Origin of the sequence: Nocardiopsis sp. LDBS0036 (assembly GCF_041228755.1) — a bacterium.
Classification (GTDB): domain Bacteria; phylum Actinomycetota; class Actinomycetes; order Streptosporangiales; family Streptosporangiaceae; genus Nocardiopsis; species Nocardiopsis dassonvillei.
Genome location: NZ_CP141103.1, coordinates 3,899,360 through 3,919,194, shown reverse-complemented (window position 1 = coordinate 3,919,194; position 19,835 = coordinate 3,899,360). Strand labels below are relative to the sequence as shown.

Below are 19,835 nucleotides of genomic sequence, written 5' to 3'. Positions count from 1 at the left end.
CCACCCCCCACCCCCCGAGAAGGAGAACCCCATGCGCAACCGCAGCGGAACCCGGGCCGCCCTGGCGGCCTCCCTGGCCCTGACGATGCTGGCGACGGCCTGCACCGGCGCCGGTGAGGTCACCGAGGGCTCCGAGGTCGACCTGAACGTCTCCACCGGCGTCACCGACGACGCCGTCGTCATCGGCTCCCACCAGCCCCTGACCGGGCCCGCGGCCCCCGGCTACCTCGCGGTCTCCCAGGGCGCCCGCGCCGTGTTCGAGTACGTCAACGCCCAGGGCGGCGTGAACGGGCGCGAGATCGACTACCGGGTCGAGGACGACGCCTACGACCCCGCGCGGACGATCGACGTGACCCGGCAGCTGGTCATCGAGGACGAGATCTTCGCGATGGTGGGCGGTCTGGGCACGCCCACGCACAGCAGCGTCCTCGACTACCTCAACGAGGAGGGCGTGCCCGACGTCTTCCCGTCCTCGGGCGCCCTGGCGTGGAACAACCCCGACGAGCACCCGCTGACCTACGGCTGGCAGACCGACTACACCAAGGAGGCGAAGATCCAGGGCGAGTACATCGCGGCGAACTTCCCCGACCAGAGCGTCGGCTACCTGTTCCAGAACGACGACGTCGGCGAGGACTCCCAGACCGGGCTCGACCAGTACCTCGGCGACGAGGTCGTGGCCCGGGAGCACTACGAGTCCGAGGTGCCCGACCTCAGCGCCCAGATCGCCGAACTGGAGCGCACCGGGGCCGAGGTGGTCGTGTGCTCCTGCATCCCGGCGTTCGTCGCGCTCGGCATGCTGGAGGCGGCCAGCATCGGCTATGAGCCCCAGTGGGTGGTCTCCAGCATCGGCGGCGACACCGCCACCCTCCAGGGCCTGCTGGCGGAGTTCACGCAGGACACCGACGCCGAGGGCGTGCCCGCCGACGAGTTCCTCGAAGGCATGCTCATCACGAGCTACATGCCGCGCGTGGAGGACGAGGACGACGAGTGGGCCCGGTTCTTCATCGACGTGTACGAGGAGTACGGGGAGGGCGGCACGATCACCAACACGCACGTCTTCGGCATGACCCAGGCCGTCATGTTCGCCCAGGCTCTCAGGTCGGCGGGCGAGGACCTCACCCGCCAGTCGCTCGTCGACGCCCTGGAGTCCCAGGAGTGGCAGGGCCCCAGCCCCGTCCCCTTCGCCTCCGGAGACGGTGACCACGGCGGCCACCAGGGCGTCTACGTCGTCCGGTACGAGTCGGGCGGCAGCATCGAGATGGTCCAGGAGCCCCGTGTGACCGACCGCGAGGGCGGCCCCATCGAGGAGGCCGACTTCACGGCCCTCGGCCCGGACGAGCTGGTCTTCCACGACTGAGCTCGGATGGGTCTGGATGGGTCCGGACGGGTTCGGATGGTTTCGGATGAGTCCGATGGACTTGGACGGGCCCGGGTGGGTTCGGAGGGACTCGGATGGGTCCGGAGGAACTCGGAGGAACTCGGAGGAACTCGGATGGGTTCGGAGAGTGGTGGTCCCCGCGGGACGGTGGTCACTGCGGATCGGTGGTCACTGCGAATCGGTGGTCTCCGCGAGTGGATGGTCACTGCGGGTCGGTGCTCTCCATGAGTGGGGCGGTCTTTGTAAGGCCGCGTTTTCCACAGGCGCACATCGGGGCTGGTCGCGGGTGGGCTGGGGATGGTTTCCTGGAAATAGGGGGGATCCCACCCACGGAGGTTTTGGTGTGCCCTTAAGCGCCCTGTGCTCAACGGGGGTAATGAATTGAGGGGTAGGGAGGGGCCGTCTTCAGGGCCCCTCCCTACGCCATTCCTGTCGGGGGTTTCTGGCGGCAACGAAAGCGCGCCAGCTGCCGCGAAAGGGTACGGACGGCGGAGAGCGGTCGGGGCCGGTGAAGGGTTGGGCATCGGACGAACAGCGGCACCAAAGGCGTGAGCGGCCACCGGAGGGCGACCAACGCCCAGGGTGTACGGATGGCCGGGCTCTGCTGCGTCGGCACCAACGGCAAGCAGGCCCTCCAGCCTCGGGCAACGACCCCGGCCCCCGTGGTCAGCGCGGGCGACGATCGCGCCAAGGCTAAGGTGACATTCTGGGCCACATTTTCGGACGCCTTTTGAGTCCGGTCTAATTGTGGCAGAAGAAGCAAAAGCAGTCTCCGGAAAGAAAGTCAGCCATTGATGCTGTGAATAGTGGAGAAATGGCGGACGCTGGCCTATAATAAGAAGCATGGAGATGACGACCGCAGCGCCCGAGGCGGCCCCCGGGGAATGTTCCCCGGCCGTGGCCGCGCTGGCCGGTGCGCGCGAGATCATCCACCAGGCGTTGAACGCCGAGGTGCCACCCGGGGCCGACGAGGCCGCCGCTGAGGAGATCGCGGCGCTGTGGGCGCAGCTGGACCAGATCCGCTATCAGGCGTTGGCACAGATGGCGCGCCTGTACGCACGTGGTGAGGTCGCCCGTTACAGCGGCTACAGCACGTTGGACAAGTGGATCACCCATCGCTGCAAGGTCCCCACTGCCCAGGCCAAGGATTTGGCTCGTTTGGCCCAGCACGTGCAGGAGGAGACGTTGCCCGCCACTGCCCAAGCAGTAGCTGAGGGCAGGGTGGTGTTGGGTGAGGCGGTGGCGATCGCCAAGGCCACTGACAAGGCCGTCCAGACCCGCGATGAGGACCACTTTCCCGATGAGGGGGAGTACCGGGAGGGGTTCGAAGCGGCTCTGGTGGCGGCCAAGGCGGAGCGGCCTGCGTTGTCGGTCAACCAGCTCCAGTCGGTGGCCCGCCAGGTCGCCTACCGTTTGGACCCCCACCGCCTGGACCGCGACCACGAAGCCGCCCATGCCGCCCGTGGACTGACGGTCCATGACACGTTCCAGGGCAGCTACCAACTCCAGGCCTGGGGTGGGTCTGGGGATGCGTTGGTCGTGCGCGCGGCCATCGACACCTTCACCACCCCACCCAGCGAGGACGACACCCGGTCCCGGTCCCAGCGTGAGCACGACGCGCTCATCGCGGCGCTGCGTTTCGCCACCACCCACACCGGATGTGACAACGCTCCGGCTCCGTTGGCGCAGATCCGCATCGTGGTGCCCGTGCAGACCTACCTGGACGCTCAGGGTCAGGAAAGGCCCGCGTTGGACAAGCACGGTCGAGTGATTCCGGTCGGGCTGGTGCACGAACTGGCCGCCGATTCTGAGGTGGTGCGGATGCTCACCGCCCCGCCCACCGGGCAGGTGTTGGATGTGGGCCACAGCCGCCGCCTGGCCTCAACCCGCCAACGCACCGCCGCCTTCCACGGACACGCCACCTGCGCCCACCCGGGCGGATGTGAGGTACCGGTGGCGTTGTGCCAGGCCGACCACGTGCAGTCGTTCTCCCGAGGAGGGCGCACCGTGGTCGCCAACCTGCAACCGTTGTGCGGGCCGCACAACCGGGCCAAGTACCAACGCGAACTGCGCACACACCGACAGCGGGAACGGCACCATCCGCCCGCCAGGATTCCGGTTCCCCCACTCCGGGAATGACCCCCGGGTCGTGCCGGTCCCCGGCATGCCCGCGCCCGACAGGCAGCCCGGGCCCCGTGCCCACCGTGGTCGCTGCCACCGTCGCCCGCCCCCGCCCCGGGGGCCGGTACCGCTGCCCGAGGCCCGACAGCCCCGCTGCCTTTGGTGCCAACGCAGCAGAGCTCCACCACGCGCGAAGGCCGACCGTTGGTCACCCTCCCGGGCCACTTCGCGGCAGCTGGTGCCGCTGCCTTCGGCCACCACCCGCAACCAGGGCGTTGATCGGAGTCCCCGGACACCCGCCGCCTTTGGTGCCGCCACAGCCACAACCACCGCCAACGACACCACCCTCGGCTTGCGCGTTGACCGGAGCCCGTGGACGGTGTTCCCGTCCGTGCTCGTCGGTGAGGACGGCCTTCCTGCCCGAACACACGGGCGGCGGCCCGGGGGAGGGTCCGCCGGGCCGCCGCCGTGTCGCGGTTCCGGAGACCACGGGGCCGGAGCGGCCCCGCGGCGCCGGTGCGGGGTCAGGTGATGTGCGGGCAGGAGTCCCGGTAGTCCGAGAAGTCGGAGAAGAACCCGGTGTCGGGCGGCGGGCACAGGAACTGCTCGTAGCGCTCGTCCTCGTCGACGAAGCGCTTGAGCCAGGAGATGCTGTACCTGGCGATGATCGTGTTGGAGAGGTTGGGCGCGAAGTGGCTCGCGCCCTCCAGCTCCAGGTAGGCGCGCTCCAGGTCGCCGTCCAGGCTCTCGTAGAACGGGATGGAGTGCGAGTTGACCGACGCGATGCTGTCGTTCTCCGCGCCGATGATCATCGTGGGCACCTCGACGTCCGACCAGTCCTTCCGGAGGTGCCAGGGGGTCAGCGGAATCGCCGCGCGCAACTCCGGCCGGTCCTCGGCGGCCGCGAGCGTGCCGCCGCCGCCCATCGAGTGGCCCATGACGGCCAGGCGGTCGCCGTCCACCTGGTCGGACACGTCGCTGTCGTCGACCAGGTAGTCCAGGGCGGCCTCGATCTGGCGTCCCCGGCTGTCGGGCTGGTCGTAGCGGGTGTTGGTGTCGATCGTGAACACCACGAAGCCCTGCGAGGCGATCCGGTGGCCCATCCACGCCATCGAGGACTGGCTCGCCGTGTAGCCGGGCGCGATGACGACGCCGCCGAACGTTCCCTCGCTGGTGTCGGTGGGGTAGTAGATCGTGCCGCCGCCGAACCCGCTCACCAGCGAGGACACGCTCTCTTCGTCGGTGTCGAAGTAGCCCTCCTCGGCGGTGACGCTCGACTCGGTCGGCGCGGGGCCGCGCTCGTACGGGTTGGCGGCCTGGGCCGGGGAGACGACGACGCCGGTCAGCCCGGCGGTGAGCGCCAGGGTCATACCCGCGCGGGCGGCGAACCGGGCCACGCGGGAGCGGGGGCCGTGTTGTGCGCCGTCGGTCTCTTCGGGGGAAAGGGGGTATGTTCGCACGGTTTTTCCTTTTTCTCGTGCAGCGGGAATCCGCGCACCTCGCGGTGTTCGCGGACCAAGGGTCTCCCGTGGGGGGAAAGCCGACATTACCGTAAGGTAACCATATGGGCACCCGCAGTGGTCGGCGGTGGCCGCCCCGCCTCTCGGTGGCGGAGGAGGGGGCCGGGTGACCGGCTCCCTTCGGCCGTGGATTCACTATGGTGTCGTTTCGGTAAACGTGCATCCGTTGAATCACCAGTAGTGACGGAGCCCAGCTCGCGGGGGGAGAGGGGGACGTGCGGCCACCCGGTGACCCGGGTGCGCTCGTGGTGCCCTCGGGGCACCGGTTCCCGTAGCACCGGCGTCCCGACCCCTCGCCGCACCGGCGGGCCGCGGTGTTTTGGCGGTCCCTCCCCGGGCAGGCGGACCGTGTAGGCGCACGACGAGGGAGTGATGACCATGCCCGGTGCAAGCGAACTTCCGTCGACCCTCCAGCGGTCTCCGAAGAAGGCCCAACGCACCTGGATCAAGGCGCACGACTCCGCTGTGGAGGAGTACGGGGAGGGCGAGCGCGCACACCGCGTCGCCTTCGCGGCGGTCAAGCACGAATTCGAGAAGCAGGGCGACCGCTGGGTGCCCAAGCAGCGCTCGGGCCCCTCGGACGAGCAGGCGTCCAACCCCAAGGCCGCGCGCGGACGCGGTAAGGACAAGAAGACCGCCGGGGGAGTGGACGCCAACGCCAGCAAGGAGCACCTCTACGAGCAGGCGAAGAAGCTCGGCGTCCAGGGGCGCTCGAACATGAACAAGGACCAGTTGGTCGAGGCGCTGCGCAAGGAGAACGACCGCCGCACCGCCAAGGCGCGCTCCTGACGCCATCCCGGCCGGACACGCCGTCGGCTCATCCCAGGCAGCCCCTCCCGAGCTCCATCCGGGAGGGGCTTCTTCCTGCGTTGGGAAGGCACACGTCGTGAAGGCACGTGCGGGGAGGGCGGGCGAGCCGGGCGGACCAGCCGGGCGCCAGCGCCCCCCGGGCCCGTGGCCGCCCCCCCTGGCCGCCGGGCGTGGGAGGGGACGGGAACCGCGGCCCCGCCCCCTCCCCCGGCTCAGCTCGCCTGGATCTCCCCGCCGGTCGGGGCCAGGGTCTCGCCGGTGTAGTACGACGACAGCCGTTCGCTGGCGAAGAAGACGTAGGAGGGCGCGATCTCGTCCGGGTCCGCGGCCCGTCCCATGGGCGACTGCTTGCCGAAGCCCTCCGCGCCCTTCTCCCCCAGCGTGGAGGGGATGAGCGGCGTCCACACCGGACCGGGGGCCACGCAGTTGACCCGGATGCCCCGGTCCATGAGCGTCTGCGCCAGCGAGTGCGACAGGTTCATCACCGCGGCCTTGCTGGACGCGTAGTCGATCAGCGACTTGTTGCCGCGCAGGCCGTTGATGGACCCCGTGATGATGATCGAACCGCCCTCGGGGATGTGCTCCAGCGCCTCGCGGACGGTCCAGAACACCCCCATCACGTTGACGTCGAACGTGCGGCGCAGCTGCTCGGTGCTCAGGTCGGTGAAGTCGTCCACCGGCGCCTGGGTCGCGGCGTGCTCGACCAGGATGTCGATCCCGCCCAGCTCCTCGACCGCGCGGTTCACCAGGTGGGCGCAGAAGGACTCGTCGGCCAGGTCGCCGCGTACGCCCACCGCCTTGCGCCCCTGCTCCTGGACCAGCCCCACCGTGTGCTGGGCGTCGGCGTCCTCGCTGAGGTAGCCGAAGACGATGTCGGCCCCCTCCTTGGCGAAGGCCACGGCGACGGCGCGGCCGATCCCGGAGTCGGCCCCGGTGATCAGCGCCCGCTTCCCCTTCAGCAGGCCGCGGCCCTCGTAGCCGCGCATCTCGTCCCTGGGCTGCGGATCCATCGGCTCGGTCCGGCCGGGGTAGGGCTGGCTCTGCGCCGGAGGCGAAGTCTCGGACATGGTCGTCTCCCCCTGTCGTTTCGGTTCCGCGGGCCCGGCCCGGAATCCGTCCGGGGCGTCCCGCGCTGTGCGCCCGGGCGTGCCCGGGCGGTCCTTCCGCGTGCCCGCCCCTACCCCGTTCGCCCCCGCTGACTCGGGCCCGGCGCGGGTCGTCCCGGCCCGGACGGCACCGCGGTGAACGCCGCTCCAAAAGGCGGTCAACGACGTTTGCCCCGAACGGGCGTCGGTCAGGTGGAACCGGGGGGAGACCCCGGCACGTGGTACCCGCAGATCGACGGAGGCCTGCTGTGAGCACTGAAGGACGTGGGGGAAGCGAGGGGCGCGACGCCAAGGACCGCCAGCTCGACGCGGTCAGGACCGACTCCGACCAGCCCCTGACCACCGAGACCGGCGTCCGGGTGGGCGACACCGACAACTCGCTCCGGGCCGGGGCGCGCGGCCCCACACTGCTGGAGGACTTCCACGCCCGGGAGAAGATCACCCACTTCGACCACGAGCGGATCCCCGAACGGGTGGTGCACGCGCGCGGCGCGGGCGCCTACGGCCACTTCCGCCCCTACGAGGGGCTCTCCGAGCTGACCGCGGCCCACTTCCTGAGCGGCCCCGACGTCACCACGCCGGTCTTCGTCCGCTTCTCCACGGTCGCCGGGTCGCGCGGATCCGCCGACACGGTGCGCGACGTGCGCGGGTTCGCGGTGAAGTTCTACACCGAGGAGGGCAACTACGACCTCGTCGGCAACAACATGCCGGTCTTCTTCATCCAGGACGGCGTCAAGTTCCCCGACTTCGTCCACGCGGTCAAGCCCGAGCCCCACAACGAGATCCCCCAGGCGCAGTCCGCGCACGACACCCTCTGGGACTTCGTGGGCCTGCAGCCCGAGACCACGCACATGATGATGTGGCTGATGTCGGACCGGGCGATCCCGCGCAGCTACCGGACGATGCAGGGCTTCGGCGTCCACACGTTCCGGTTCGTCAGCGCCGAGGGCCGGGGCACCTTCGTCAAGTTCCACTGGAGGCCCCTGCTCGGCACGCACTCGCTGGTCTGGGACGAGGCGCAGCGCGTCCAGGGCAAGGACCCCGACTTCAACCGGCGCGACCTGTGGGAGGCCATCGAGCGCGGCCAGTACCCGGAGTGGGAGCTGGGCGTGCAGCTGGTGCCGGAGGAGGACGAGCACGCCTTCGACTTCGACCTGCTGGACGCCACCAAGATCATCCCCGAGGAGCAGGTTCCGGTCCGTCCGATCGGAAAGCTGACCCTGAACCGGAACCCGGACAACTTCTTCGCGGAGACGGAGCAGGTGGCCTTCCACACCGCCAACGTGGTCCCGGGCATCGACTTCACCAACGATCCGCTGCTCCAGGCCCGCAACTTCTCCTACCTGGACACCCAGCTGCTGCGCCTCGGCGGCTCCAACTTCCAGCAGATCCCGATCAACCGTCCGGTGGCCCCGGTGAGCAACAACCAGCGGGACGGCTTCGCCCAGCACCGCGTGCACCGGGGCGGGACCTCCTACCACCCCAACAGCCTGGGCGGCGGCTGCCCGGCCCTGGCGCACGGGGAGGGCGTCTACCGCCACTACACGGAGAAGGTCGAGGGCGACAAGATCCGGGTCCGCAGCGAGAGCTTCGCCGACCACTACTCCCAGGCCACGCTCTTCTACAACAGCCTCGCCGACTGGGAGCGCGAGCACGTGGTGGAGGCCTTCCGCTTCGAGCTGGGCAAGTGCGAGGAGCTGGAGGTGCGCCAGCGGGTGGTGGCCAACCTCAACCACGTGGACCACGGGCTGTCCGTCCGGGTCGCGGAGGGGATCGGCGTCGAGCCGCCGGAGCGGGAGGCCACGCCCAACCACGGCCGCTCCTCGCCCGCCCTGAGCCAGCTCAACACGGCGTTCGGCTCCGTCGTCGGCCGCAAGGTGGCCGTCCTGGTCGCGGACGGCGTGGACGAGGCCGCCGTCGACGCGTTCCGCGAGCCCCTGATCGGGGCCGGTGCCGTGGTCGAACTCCTCGCGGCCGCCGACGGCGCGGTCCGCACCTCGCGGGGCGGCGTCGTGACCGTCGACCGGGCCTACCCGACCGTCTCCTCGGTGCTCTACGACGCGGTCGTGGTGACCGGCGGTCCCGACGCCGCACGGACGCTGGCGGGCGACGGGCTCGCGCGGCACTTCGTGCTGGAGGCGTACAAGCACCACAAGCCGGTGGCCGCGGTCGGCGCGGGGACGGAGCTGCTCGCCCCGCCGCTGCCGGAGGAGCTGACCGGGCCCGTGGACGCCCTGCGGGTGGAACTGGGCGTGGTCGCCTCGCCGGACGCGGGTGAGGACGGCGTCGCCGAGTTCACGAGGCTGCTGGGCGGGCACCGGTTCTGGGACCGGCCGACGGCGTCCGTGCCCGCCTGACGGCGGGGGAGCGACTGACACGTAGCGAAGACGGAGTGAAGGGAGAACAGACGCGATGAAGGTGGGCTACAAGCTCTTCGCCGAGGGTTTCGGCCCCCGCGAGATCGTGGAGCAGGCGGTCCGCGCCGAACAGGCCGGGTTCGACTTCGTGGAGATCAGCGACCACTTCCACCCGTGGCTGTACAGCCACGGCCACTCCGGGTTCGTGTGGTCGATGCTCGCCGCCATCGCCGAACGCACCGACAGCGTCGAGCTGGCCACCGGTGTCACATGCCCGATCCTGCGGGTGCACCCGGCGATCGTCGCGCAGGCGGCGGCCACCACGGCCATCCTGTCCGAGGGGCGGTTCACGCTCGGACTGGGGTCGGGGGAGCGCCTCAACGAGCACGTGGTGGGCCAGGGGTGGCCCAACGCCACCCGGCGCCACGAGATGCTGCGCGAGGCGATCCAGATCATCCGCCTGCTGTGGTCGGGCGGCTACCACTCCTACGACGGCAAATACCTGACCCTGGAGGACGCCCGGGTCTTCGACCTGCCCGAGGAGGCGCCGCCGATCGTCGTGGCCGCGGGCGGCGAGGAGGCCGCCCTGCTGGCCGCCGAGTCGGGTGACGGACTGTTCTGCACCGAGCCGAGCAAGGCGCTCAACCGGGTCTACGAGGACAACGGCGGCTCCGGCCCCCGCTACGCCGAGGTGCCGCTGGCGTGGGCGACCAACGAGGGCGACGCCCTGGAGTCGGCGCGCGAGCTGTTCCGCTTCGCGCTCACCGGGTGGAAGGTGCAGGCCGAACTGCCCAACCCGGTGAACTTCGAGGCGGCCACCGCCCTGATCGGCAGGGACGCGATGCGCGACGTCTTCGCGTACGGGCCGGACCCGGACCGGCACCTGGAGGTGGTGCGGGAGTTCGCCTCCGCGGGGTTCGACCACCTGTGCCTGATCAACGCCGGACCCGACCCGGAGGGGTTCTTCGGCTTCTTCGAGCGGGAGCTGGCCGGACCGATCCGGGCGATGGGCGCCGGTTAGCCCCGGCGGTGCCCGCTGGACGGGCGCCGTCCGGGGCCGGGCCCCTCACACGGACCGGGCGTACCCGCGGAGGGAGTCGTGGACGAACACGGCTCCCTCCGCGCTTCCGTGGAGGCCCTCGTGGTCCGGGCACCACGTGGACGCGGCCCGGGTCGCGCACGGGCTCGACGGAGCGCCGCGCGGGGCGCGGTGCTCGCGCCCGCGCCGCCGACGCCAGGACCCGACGCCGCGGCGGGGTCAACTCCGTCCGCGCCACCAGGCGAGCAGACGGCTGAGGAGGTCGTCCTCGTGGCCCTCGTCGCTGTCGCCCCGGCTCCCCCCGCGCGCCCCGGCCTCCGACTGCCCGTCCCCTCCGGAGCCGCCCCTTCCGGCGCCCTCCCGGGGGCCGAGGGCGAGGGGCTCGCCCGGGGTGAAGACCACCGGGAGTTCGCGCAACCCCCGCAGGAACGGCGACGGGACCCAGCGCAGGTCCTCCGGCTCCACGGCGAGCCGGAGCCCGCCCAGGCGCTCCTGGAGCGCGGTGACCGCGATCGTGGCGGTCAGCCGGGCCAGTTCGCGGGCCGGACAGGCGTGCGGCCCGGCGCCGAACATCAGGTGGGCCCGGCTGCCCCCCGCCTGGTCGGAGTGGACGGCCGGATCGCGGTGGGCGGCGTCGAAGCCGATCAGCAGGGCGTCGCCCGCGCGGATGTCGACGTCGCCGATGCGCATGTCCTGGAGGGCGATCCGGGCGGGCAGGATCTGGAAGGGCGTGTCGGTCCACATCACGTGGTCGAGCAGTTCGTGGACGGTCATCTGCGCGTCCGTGTAGGCGGCGCGGACCGCCTCGTCGGTGAACAGAGTGCGCATCGTGTTACCGATGAGGTGTGTGGTGGTCTGGTGGCTCGAATTGTTGATGAGCGCGGCCTGGTGCGCGACCTCGTGGTCGCTCAGCCCCGCGGGGTGCTCCAGCATCCACGACACCAGGTCCTGACCGGGGATCCTGCGCTTGCGGGCCACCAGTTCGGAGAAGTACTGGTGGATGCGGCCGACGGCGTCCTCGGCGCGTTCGGCGTTCTCGCTGAAGACGATGGACGTGAGGTCGCCCAGCATGTACCCGTAGCTGTCGGAGAGCCCGTACAGGCTGTTGACCACGAGCACGGGCAGGGGGTTGGCGTACTCGGAGATGAGGTCGGCCCTGCCGTCGGCGACGAAGGAGTCGATGAGTTCGTCGGCGATCCGCCGGATCGTGCGGGCGGTGGCGTTCATGTCCACCCTGGCCAGGCTGTCCGCGATGGCCGAGCGCAGCCGGGTGTGCTCGGCCCCGTCGGCGTACAGGGCGTTGGGGCGCCAGGACAGCGCGGGCCGGGCGCAGGCGAGGTCGACGCGCCCCTCGACCACCTCGCGCCAGCGGCGGGTGTCGCGCGAGAAGAGGTGCTGGTTCTGTAACACGGCGAGGTTCTCGTGGTAGCCCAGCAGAAGCCAGGCCCGTACGCCGGTCTCCAGTTCGACCGGGGCCACGGGTCCGTGGCGTTCGCGCAGCGCGGCCCAGAGGCCGTCGCGTCCGGTGGCGGGTGTGGTGCCGTACAGCCGTGTGGTCGTCAACGAACCGAGTCCTTCTCTTCGGGGAGATGGTGTGCCGGTGCGGTGACGGAGGGGAGAAGCGGGATCGCTCATTGTAGAAGGGGCCGCGCTCTTTTTTCAACACGGCGGAGAAAGGGCGCTCGCGTATTAGTGGTAAATGGTATTAAGGCGCACTTTTTCTGGGGCTCCCGAGCGCCGGAACCCGGGGTCGCGCGCCGGGCGGAGCCGCTCCGCGGCCGGAGTCTGCCACGGGGATGCGACAGTTCCACGGGCGTTCGCAAGAAGGTTCGAAAAGGCCGCTTTTTGTCATAGGGAGTCCGTAGTGTTCTCTGTGTGAGCGATCGATGGAGTACCGACGACGTATGGGCTCTGGCTCCGGACGCCTCCTCCCGCAAGGCCGCCCTGAAGGTGGCCAAGGAGTCGTCCTGGCCCGAGCGCGGAGCGGTCGCCGCCCCCTCCGGCGGCACCTCCGCCGTCTGGGGCGAGTGCAAGGGCAGCGGTTCCAAGCCCTACCTGGCCGCCGTCCACCTGGACGGCGCGGGCGGGACCGCCTACAAGTGCAGCTGCCCCAGCCGCAAGATTCCCTGCAAGCACGTCCTGGGCCTGCTGGCCCTGTGGACCCAGGACAGCGTGGCCGACCGGGAGGAGCGGCCCGAGTGGGTGGCCAAGTGGCTCTCCGGAAGGGCCGCCCGCCAGGAGAAGGCCAACAGCCCGGCGGCCCCCGCCGACCCCGAACGGGCGGCCGCGACCCTGCGCAGGAGGGAGGAGGCGGTCCGGGCCGGGGTCGACGAACTCGGCCTCTGGCTGCGCGACCAGGTCGACACCGGGCTGGCCGAGGTGCCCAAGCACGGCTACGACCACTGGGACCGCATGGCCAAGCGGCTCGTGGACGCCAAGGCGGGCGGCGCGGCCTCCCTCGTCTCCCAGCTGCCCTCCGCGGCGCGCGGGGACAGCTGGCCCGAGCGGATGCTCGAACGGCTCGGCCTCCTCCACCTGCTGGTCAACGGCTACCGGGCGGGCGACGCCCTCGACGAGCGCGTCCGCGGCGCCGTCCGCTCCCGGGTGGGCATCACCGTCAAGGCCGAGGACGTCCTCGCCGGCGGTGAGCGCGTCCGCGACACCTGGCGGGTCCTGGGCTGGCACGACGCCCCCGCCCTCGAAGCCGACATGCGCGTGCGCCGCCTGTGGCTGCGCGGCACCGCGACCGGGCGCGTGGCCCTGTACCTGGCCTTCGCCCGATCCGGCCAGGCGCCCACCACCCCCTTCCGGGCCGGCACCGACGTGGAGGCCGAGTTCGCCTTCTACCCCGACGGCCACCGGGTCGCCCCCGTCGGCGACGGCACCACGACCGAGGCGGCCCCGCCCGAGGGCGGTACGGTCACGCAGGCCCTCGACGCCTTCGCCGCCTCCCTCGCCGAGGACCCCTGGCGCGACACCTGGCCGGTCGTGCTCGACCGCGCCGCCCCCGCCCACGACGGCCGGTGGTACCTCACCGACACCGAGGGCCACGCGCTGCCCCTGGCCTCCCCCGAGCCCTGGCGCCTCCTCGCGGTCACCGGCGGCCACCCCTCCACCGTCGCCGCCGAGTGGTCGCCCGCGACGGGACTCACCCCCATCACCGTGTGGGACCGGAACGGAAAGGCGGTCTCCCTGTGACCCCCGACCCCCTCGCCGCCGTGGACTCCTGGGACCGCCTGGTCTCCACGGCCCTGGTCGGCACCTCCAAGCGCTCCGTCCCCGACACCCCCGACCTGCCCCCCACCCCCGAGGACGAGGACTCCGTCGCCCTCCTGGACCGGGCGGCCCTGATCGCCGTCCGCCGCGCCGCCGGGTACACCCCCGTCACCGGCGTCGAGCCCGTCGAGCCCGGCGCCGAGGACGAGCGCCCCGAGACCGGACAGGCCGCCACCAACCGGCTGGAGGACATCCTCACGGGACGGACCGAACTCCTCCCCGAGTGGCTGGAGCTGGTGGCCGCCTCGGGGCGGCGCGTCGCGCACTCCAGCGTTCCCGCCCTCCTCGACCAGGGCGCCCGCGACAGCGAGCTGCGCCCCGCGCTCGCGGCCGCGGTCGGCACACGCGGCCACTGGCTGGCCGGGCTCAACCCCGCCTGGTCCTACATGCTGGCCGAGTCGGTCCACGCCGACCGGTTCAGCGAGCGCGACTGGGGCTGCGGCACCCCGGGAGAGCGCCGCCGCGCGCTCGCCGCGCTGCGCGCCACCGACCCCGACCGCGCCCGCGAGCTGCTGGCCGCCGTCTGGACCAACCTGGCCAAGGCGGACCTGCGCCGCCGCCTGCTGGAGACCTTCGCCACCGGGCTCGGCCCGGCGGACGCGGACTTCCTCGACCGGGCTCTGGACGACCGCAGCGCCAACGTGCGCGGGATCGCGCTGTCCCTGCTCACCCGGCTGCCCGACAGCGCGCACGCCGAGCGGCTGCGCGGTCACGTCCGCGCGCACGCCTCGCTCAGGGAGGACGGCGCCCTGTGGGTGGACCCCGTCCGCACCCGCGACGCCGCCGTCCACCGCGACCTGGCGCTGGCCGCGCCCTCCAAGGACGACGAGAACGCGCACGAGCGGGCCGAGCGGCTGTGGGCGCTGCTCACCCACGCGCCGCTGGACGTGTGGCCCGGGCTGCTGGGCGCCGAACCCGCCGACATCTTCGAGGCGGCGAACCGGGAGGCCGTGCAGAACGCCCGTCTGGTGGGCGCCCTGGTCAACGCCGTCGTCGTCCAGCGGAACGTGGAGTGGGCCAGGGCCGTCCTGGAGTTCCTCGGTTCGCGGGGCACGGGACCGGGGTTCCAGACGAGCAGGCTGCTGGAACTGCTGCCGGTCGAGGAGCGCTGCGCGTACGCCGACGGCGTCCTGACCGACAAGGCCTCCCTCAACCGCTGGGGCGAGCAGCTCCGCGACACGCCCGGCCCCTGGACCCCCGAGCTGAGCGCGCGGGTCGTCGCGCGCCTGCACGCCAAGGACCGCAAGAAGGACTACCACGGCTACCGGCTGCTCTGCGAGGCCGCGGCCGTGCACATGCCCCCCGGGCACCTCACCGACCTCCACCAGACCCCTCCGTACAACGACGCCTCCGGCGACGCCTACCTCCGGCTCCGGGACACCCTCCGGTTCCGACTCGACATGCACAGGGAGCTCAGTTGACCACCTCCACCCCCTCCATCGGCACCGACGCCGCCCAGGCCCTGCGCCCGCACGCGGAGCAGACCTACGCCGCCGAGCTGGAGGCGCTGGCCAAGGCCGACGACCGGCAGCGGCCCCCGGGCTGGAAGCTCTCCCCGTGGGCGGTCACCCAGTACCTGCTGGGCACCACCCTGTCCGACGGCACCGAGATCAGCGCCAAGTACATCGGCGCCCGCCGCGTCGTCGAGGTCGCCGTGGCCACCCTGGCCACCGACCGCGCCCTGCTGCTCATCGGCGTCCCCGGCACCGCCAAGACCTGGCTGTCCGAACACCTGGCCGCCGCGATCTCCGGCGACTCCACGCTGCTCGTCCAGGGCACCGCCGGAACCTCCGAGGAGGCCGTCCGCTACGGCTGGAACTACGCCCGGCTGCTCGCCGAGGGCCCCTCCGAGGCGGCCCTCGTGCCCAGCCCGGTGATGACCGCCATGTCGCGCGGCTCCATCGGTCGCATCGAGGAGCTCACCCGCATGCCCTCCGACGTGCAGGACGGCCTCATCACCGTGCTGTCGGAGAAGGCCCTGCCGGTGGCCGAGCTGGGCGTCGAGGTGCAGGCCCAGCGCGGCTTCAACATCATCGCCACCGCCAACGACCGCGACCGCGGCGTCAACGACCTGTCCAGCGCGCTGCGCCGCCGGTTCAACACCGTGGTGCTGCCCGTCCCCGACAGCGCCGAGGACGAGGTCCGCATCGTCACCCAGCGGGTGGAGCAGCTCGGCCGCGCCCTGGACCTGCCCGAGGTGCCCACCAGCCTCACCGAGATCCGGCGGGTGGTCACCGTCTTCCGTGAGCTGCGCTCGGGGGTGACCGAGGACAACGGCACCAAGGTCAAGTCGCCCAGCGGCACGCTGAGCACCGCCGAGGCGATCTCGGTGATCACCAACGGCATCGCGCTGGCCGCCCACTTCGGCGACGGGCAGCTGCGCCCGGCCGACGTGGCCGCGGGCATCCAGGGCGCCGTCGTCCAGGACCGGGTGTCCGACGGCGTGGTGTGGCGCGAGTACCTGGAGACCGTCGCGCGCGGGCGCGACGGCTGGGGCGAGTTCTACCGCGCCTGCCGCGAGGTGGGCGCCTGATGGGTCGGCCCCGACTGGACACGAGCGGGCTGCACGTCCTGGGCGTGCGGCACCACGGCCCGGGGTCGGCCCGGGCCGTCCGGGCGGCGCTGGAGGAGATCAAACCCGACGCCGTGCTGATCGAGGGACCGCCGGAGGCGGACGCCCTCACCTCGCTGGTGGGCGAGCTGGAGCCGCCGGTGGCGCTGCTGGCCTACCTCGCCGACACCCCCAAGGGGGACGAACCGAGAGCGGGTGACGGTAAGGAAAAGACTGCGCGCGGAGCGCGACCGTTGAGGGTGGCGGAGGGCGACGGGTGGGCGTTCTGGCCCTTCGCCAGCTTCTCCCCCGAGTGGGAGGCCCTGCGCTACGCGGTGGAGAACGACGTGCGGGTGCGCTTTTGCGACCTGCCCGCCGCGAACACCCTGGCCGAGCGCGTCGCCGAGGCCGAGGAGCGGCGCCGGGCCGAGGAGGAGAGCGCCCGCACGGAGGGTGACTCAGAGGACCCGGGGGCCGAGGAGGCTGCCGGGAACCCCGAGGCGGCCGGAGCCGGTGCGGCTGTCGCGGCAGAGGGAAGCGGCGGGACCGACGGGGCCGGGACCCCGGAGGCCGCTGACGGGACGGACGGCGGCGAGGTCGGCGAGCCGGAGCGGATCCGGCTGGACCCCCTGGGGGTGCTCGCCGAGGCGGCGGGCTACGACGACGCCGAGCGCTGGTGGGACGACGTCATCGAGCAGCGCCGGGACGGGGAGCCCTCCCCGTTCCCGGCGATCGCCGACGCCATGGCCGCCGTCCGCGCCGAGTCCGGCCCCGAGACGGAGCGCGACGCGCGCCGGGAGGCGTACATGCGCCAGACCCTGCGCGCCACCCTCAAGGAGGGCCACGAGCGGATCGCCGTGGTCTGCGGCGCCTGGCACGCCCCCGCCCTGCGCGACCTGGCCGACTACTCGGTCAAGGACGACACCGCCCTGCTCAAGGGCCTGCCCAAGGCGAAGGTCACCGCCACCTGGGTGCCCTGGACCCACGGGCGCCTGGCCGCCTCCAGCGGTTACGGCGCCGGGGTCGCCGCCCCCGGCTGGTACCACCACCTGTTCACCGCGCCCGACCTCCCGGTGCACCGGTGGCTGACCGACGCCGCCCGCATGCTCCGCGAGGAGGGGCTGGCGGTGTCCTCGTCCCACGTCATCGAGGGCGTGCGGCTGGCCGAGAGCCTCGCCGTGCTGCGCGGGCGGCCGCTCGCCGGACTCGACGAGGTGGCCGAGGCGCTCACGGCCGTCCTGTGCGAGGGCGAGCCCACCCGGGCCGCCCTCGTCCACCGCCGGATGGCCGTCGGCGAGCGGATGGGCTCGGTGCCCCCGTCCACGCCCATGGTCCCGCTCCAGCGCGACCTCATCGCGATCCGCAAGCGCCTGCGGCTCAAGGCCGAGCCCTTCGACAGCGACCTCGACCTGGACCTGCGCAAGGACAGCCAGCGCGAACGCAGCGTGCTGCTGCACCGGCTGCGGCTGCTCGGCGTCGAGTGGGGCGTTCCGCGCACCCCCGACGGAGGGCAGAAGGGCACCTTCCGGGAGTCGTGGCGGCTGCGCTGGGACCCCGACATGGACGTGGCGCTGATCGAGGCCAGCCGGTGGGGCACCACCGTCGCCTCGGCGGCCACGGCCCGGGTGGCCGACCTCGCCGAGGACGCGGCCCTGCCCGCGCTGACCTCCCTCACCGAGCAGTGCCTGTTCGCGGACCTGGGCGGGGCCCTGCCCCGCGTGCTGTCCCTGCTCACCGACCGCGCGGCCACCGACAGCGACGTCACCCACCTGATGGAGGCGCTGCCGCCGCTGGCCCGCTCCGCCCGCTACGGGGACGTGCGCGGCACCGACAGCGCCTACCTGAGCACGGTGGCCGAGCAGATCCTGCGACGGGTGTGCGTCGGGCTGGCACCGGCCGTGCACGGCCTGGACGACGACGCTGCGGAGCGGTTCGTCCGGCAGATCGACGCCACGCAGGGCGCCGCCACCCTCCTCGGCGGGGAGGGCGCCCAGGCCTGGACGGCGGCCCTGACCGCCCTGGCCGTACGCGACACCCTGCCCGGCCGCATCGCCGGCCGGGTCAACCGGATCCTGTCCGACTCCGGGCTCGTGGACGCCGACGAACTGCGCCGCCGCCTCGGTTTGGCGATGTCCCCGGGCGTCGAACCCGCCTCGGCCGCGGCCTGGCTGGAGGGGTTCCTCCAGGGCAGCGGGCTGATCCTGGTGCACGACGACCGGCTGCTCGGGCTGATCGACACCTGGCTGCTCTCCCTGCCCGAGGAGCGCTTCACCGCGGTGCTGCCGCTGCTGCGGCGCACCTTCGGGGCCTTCAACGGCCCCGAGCGCCAGGAGATCGGCTCGGCCGCCCTGCGGCTCGGGACGGCGCCCGCCGCCGACCGGGCCGCCCCGGCCCGCGTGGACGTGGACACCCGGCGCGCGGCCCCGGCCCTGGCCACCGCGCTGGCCATCCTCACCGACGGAAAGGTGCGCACATGAACGCCGTGGACGAGCGGGAGCGCCGCTGGAGGCTCGTGCTGGGCCGGGAGGCGCAGTGCTCCGGCGGGGTCGGCGCCTCCGGCCTCAGCGCCGCCGACCAGGGGATGGACGGGGCCCTGGAGGCGCTCTACGACAGCGTCGGCCCCGGCAGGACCAGCGCCCAGCGCTCCGCCGGGCTCGGCGGCTCGGCCCCCCGCGTGGCGCGCTGGCTGGGCGACATCCGCGAGTACTTCCCGTCCTCCGTGGTGCAGGTGATGCAGAAGGACGCCATGGACCGGCTGGGGCTGCACCAGCTCCTCCTGGAGCCGGAGATGATGGAGGCCGTCGAGCCGGACGTGCACCTGGTGGGGACCCTGCTGTCCCTCAACCGGGTGATGCCCGACCAGGCCCGCGAGTCGGCCCGCGCGGTGGTGCGCCGCGTGGTGGACGACCTGGAGCGGCGCGTGGCGCAGAAGACGCGGTCCCTGGTGCAGGGGGCGATCGACCGGTCGTCCCGCACCCACCGGCCGCGCCGGGTGGCCGACATCGACTGGAACGCCACCATCCGCCGCAACCTGGCCCACTACCTGCCCGAGCACAACACGATCGTGCCGCAGACCCTGGTGGGGTACGGCCGCCGCAGCCGGGGCGTGCAGAAGGACGTGGTGCTGGCGATCGACCAGAGCGGTTCGATGGCCTCCTCGGTGGTCTACGCGAGCGTGTTCGGCGCGGTGCTGGCCTCGATGAAGACCCTGCGCACGTCGCTGGTCGTGTTCGACACCGCGGTGGTGGACCTGACCGAGCAGCTGACCGATCCGGTCGAGGTGCTGTTCGGCACGCAGCTGGGCGGCGGCACGCACATCAACAAGGCCATCGCCTACTGCCAGGGGCTCATCACCAAGCCGAACGACTCGGTCTTCGTGCTGATCAGCGACCTGTACGAGGGCGGTGTCCGAGCGGAGATGCTGAGGAGGGTGGCCGCGATGCAGGCGGCCGGGGTCCAGGTGGTGGTGCTGCTGGCGCTGTCGGACGAGGGCGCGCCGTTCTACGATCGACAGAACGCGTCCGCGCTCGCCGAGATGGGGGTGCCCGCGTTCGCCTGCACCCCCGACATGTTCCCCGAGCTGATGGCGGCGGCCATCCAGGGGCAACCCCTCACGTCCTGGGTCGAGAAGCACCAGGACGCCTGATCCGGGCGGGCGGGGCCGTGGCGGTCCCCGC

General features: G+C 72.3%; 13 protein-coding genes. 10 read left to right on the top strand and 3 right to left on the bottom strand.

Annotated elements, in window-relative coordinates; genetic code table 11:
* The first annotated feature begins 31 nt into the window (after positions 1-31).
* Together UIS43_RS16545 and UIS43_RS16540 are read left to right on the top strand one after the other, a co-directional pair.
* Positions 32-1,357, top strand: coding sequence for an ABC transporter substrate-binding protein (locus UIS43_RS16545; RefSeq protein WP_013155584.1), 1,326 nt, complete (start codon positions 32-34; stop codon positions 1,355-1,357).
* An 864-nt stretch (positions 1,358-2,221) separates the two neighbouring features.
* Positions 2,222-3,517 carry a DUF222 domain-containing protein gene (locus UIS43_RS16540; protein WP_370010711.1) on the top strand — a complete coding sequence of 432 codons (1,296 nt, stop codon included), beginning with the start codon at positions 2,222-2,224 and terminating at the stop codon, positions 3,515-3,517.
* A gap of 506 nt (positions 3,518-4,023) precedes the next feature.
* Here the strand turns inward: UIS43_RS16540 and UIS43_RS16535 are convergent.
* Complete coding sequence (locus tag UIS43_RS16535) at positions 4,024-4,959, bottom strand: alpha/beta hydrolase family protein (protein WP_370010709.1); 936 nt, start codon at positions 4,957-4,959, stop codon at positions 4,024-4,026.
* A 438-nt stretch (positions 4,960-5,397) separates the two neighbouring features.
* Between UIS43_RS16535 and UIS43_RS16530 the strand changes: the two genes are divergently transcribed.
* On the top strand, positions 5,398-5,808 hold the full coding sequence (locus UIS43_RS16530) for a ChaB family protein (RefSeq protein WP_174547560.1): 411 nt from the start codon (positions 5,398-5,400) through the stop codon (positions 5,806-5,808).
* A 233-nt stretch (positions 5,809-6,041) separates the two neighbouring features.
* Here UIS43_RS16530 and UIS43_RS16525 read toward each other — a convergent pair whose 3' ends face one another.
* Entirely contained in the window at positions 6,042-6,896 is an 855-nt protein-coding gene (locus UIS43_RS16525) for an SDR family oxidoreductase (protein WP_013155580.1), read from the bottom strand.
* A gap of 287 nt (positions 6,897-7,183) precedes the next feature.
* Here UIS43_RS16525 and UIS43_RS16520 point away from each other — a divergent pair, with 287 nt between their 5' ends.
* Both UIS43_RS16520 and UIS43_RS16515 read left to right on the top strand, forming a co-directional pair.
* Positions 7,184-9,292: a catalase gene (locus UIS43_RS16520; RefSeq protein ID WP_370010706.1), complete on the top strand. Its 2,109-nt coding sequence runs from the start codon at positions 7,184-7,186 to the stop codon at positions 9,290-9,292.
* A gap of 55 nt (positions 9,293-9,347) precedes the next feature.
* Positions 9,348-10,313 carry a TIGR03557 family F420-dependent LLM class oxidoreductase gene (locus UIS43_RS16515; RefSeq protein ID WP_013155578.1) on the top strand — a complete coding sequence of 322 codons (966 nt, stop codon included), beginning with the start codon at positions 9,348-9,350 and terminating at the stop codon, positions 10,311-10,313.
* Between the two features lie 237 nt (positions 10,314-10,550).
* Here UIS43_RS16515 and UIS43_RS16510 read toward each other — a convergent pair whose 3' ends face one another.
* On the bottom strand, positions 10,551-11,894 hold the full coding sequence (locus UIS43_RS16510) for a cytochrome P450 (protein WP_370010704.1): 1,344 nt from the start codon (positions 11,892-11,894) through the stop codon (positions 10,551-10,553).
* Between the two features lie 387 nt (positions 11,895-12,281).
* Between UIS43_RS16510 and UIS43_RS16505 the strand changes: the two genes are divergently transcribed.
* The 5 genes from UIS43_RS16505 to UIS43_RS16485 are packed head-to-tail and all read left to right on the top strand — an operon-like array spanning position 12,282 to position 19,804.
* Positions 12,282-13,529 (top strand): SWIM zinc finger family protein, encoded by a 1,248-nt coding sequence (locus UIS43_RS16505; protein ID WP_013155576.1) that lies wholly within the window; start codon positions 12,282-12,284, stop codon positions 13,527-13,529.
* Positions 13,526-15,028: a DUF5691 domain-containing protein gene (locus tag UIS43_RS16500; protein ID WP_358171932.1), complete on the top strand. Its 1,503-nt coding sequence runs from the start codon at positions 13,526-13,528 to the stop codon at positions 15,026-15,028. The genes UIS43_RS16505 and UIS43_RS16500 overlap by 4 nt, the downstream gene beginning before the upstream one ends.
* Entirely contained in the window at positions 15,025-16,140 is a 1,116-nt protein-coding gene (locus UIS43_RS16495) for an AAA family ATPase (protein ID WP_013155574.1), read from the top strand. The genes UIS43_RS16500 and UIS43_RS16495 overlap by 4 nt, the downstream gene beginning before the upstream one ends.
* The gene (locus tag UIS43_RS16490; protein ID WP_071623005.1) at positions 16,140-18,635 is read left to right on the top strand and encodes a DUF5682 family protein; all 2,496 of its coding nucleotides are present in this window, start codon (positions 16,140-16,142) and stop codon (positions 18,633-18,635) included. Before UIS43_RS16495 ends, UIS43_RS16490 begins: the two co-directional genes overlap by 1 nt.
* The gene (locus tag UIS43_RS16485) at positions 18,632-19,804 is read left to right on the top strand and encodes a VWA domain-containing protein (RefSeq protein WP_013155572.1); all 1,173 of its coding nucleotides are present in this window, start codon (positions 18,632-18,634) and stop codon (positions 19,802-19,804) included. Before UIS43_RS16490 ends, UIS43_RS16485 begins: the two co-directional genes overlap by 4 nt.
* The last annotated feature ends 31 nt before the right edge of the window (positions 19,805-19,835 follow it).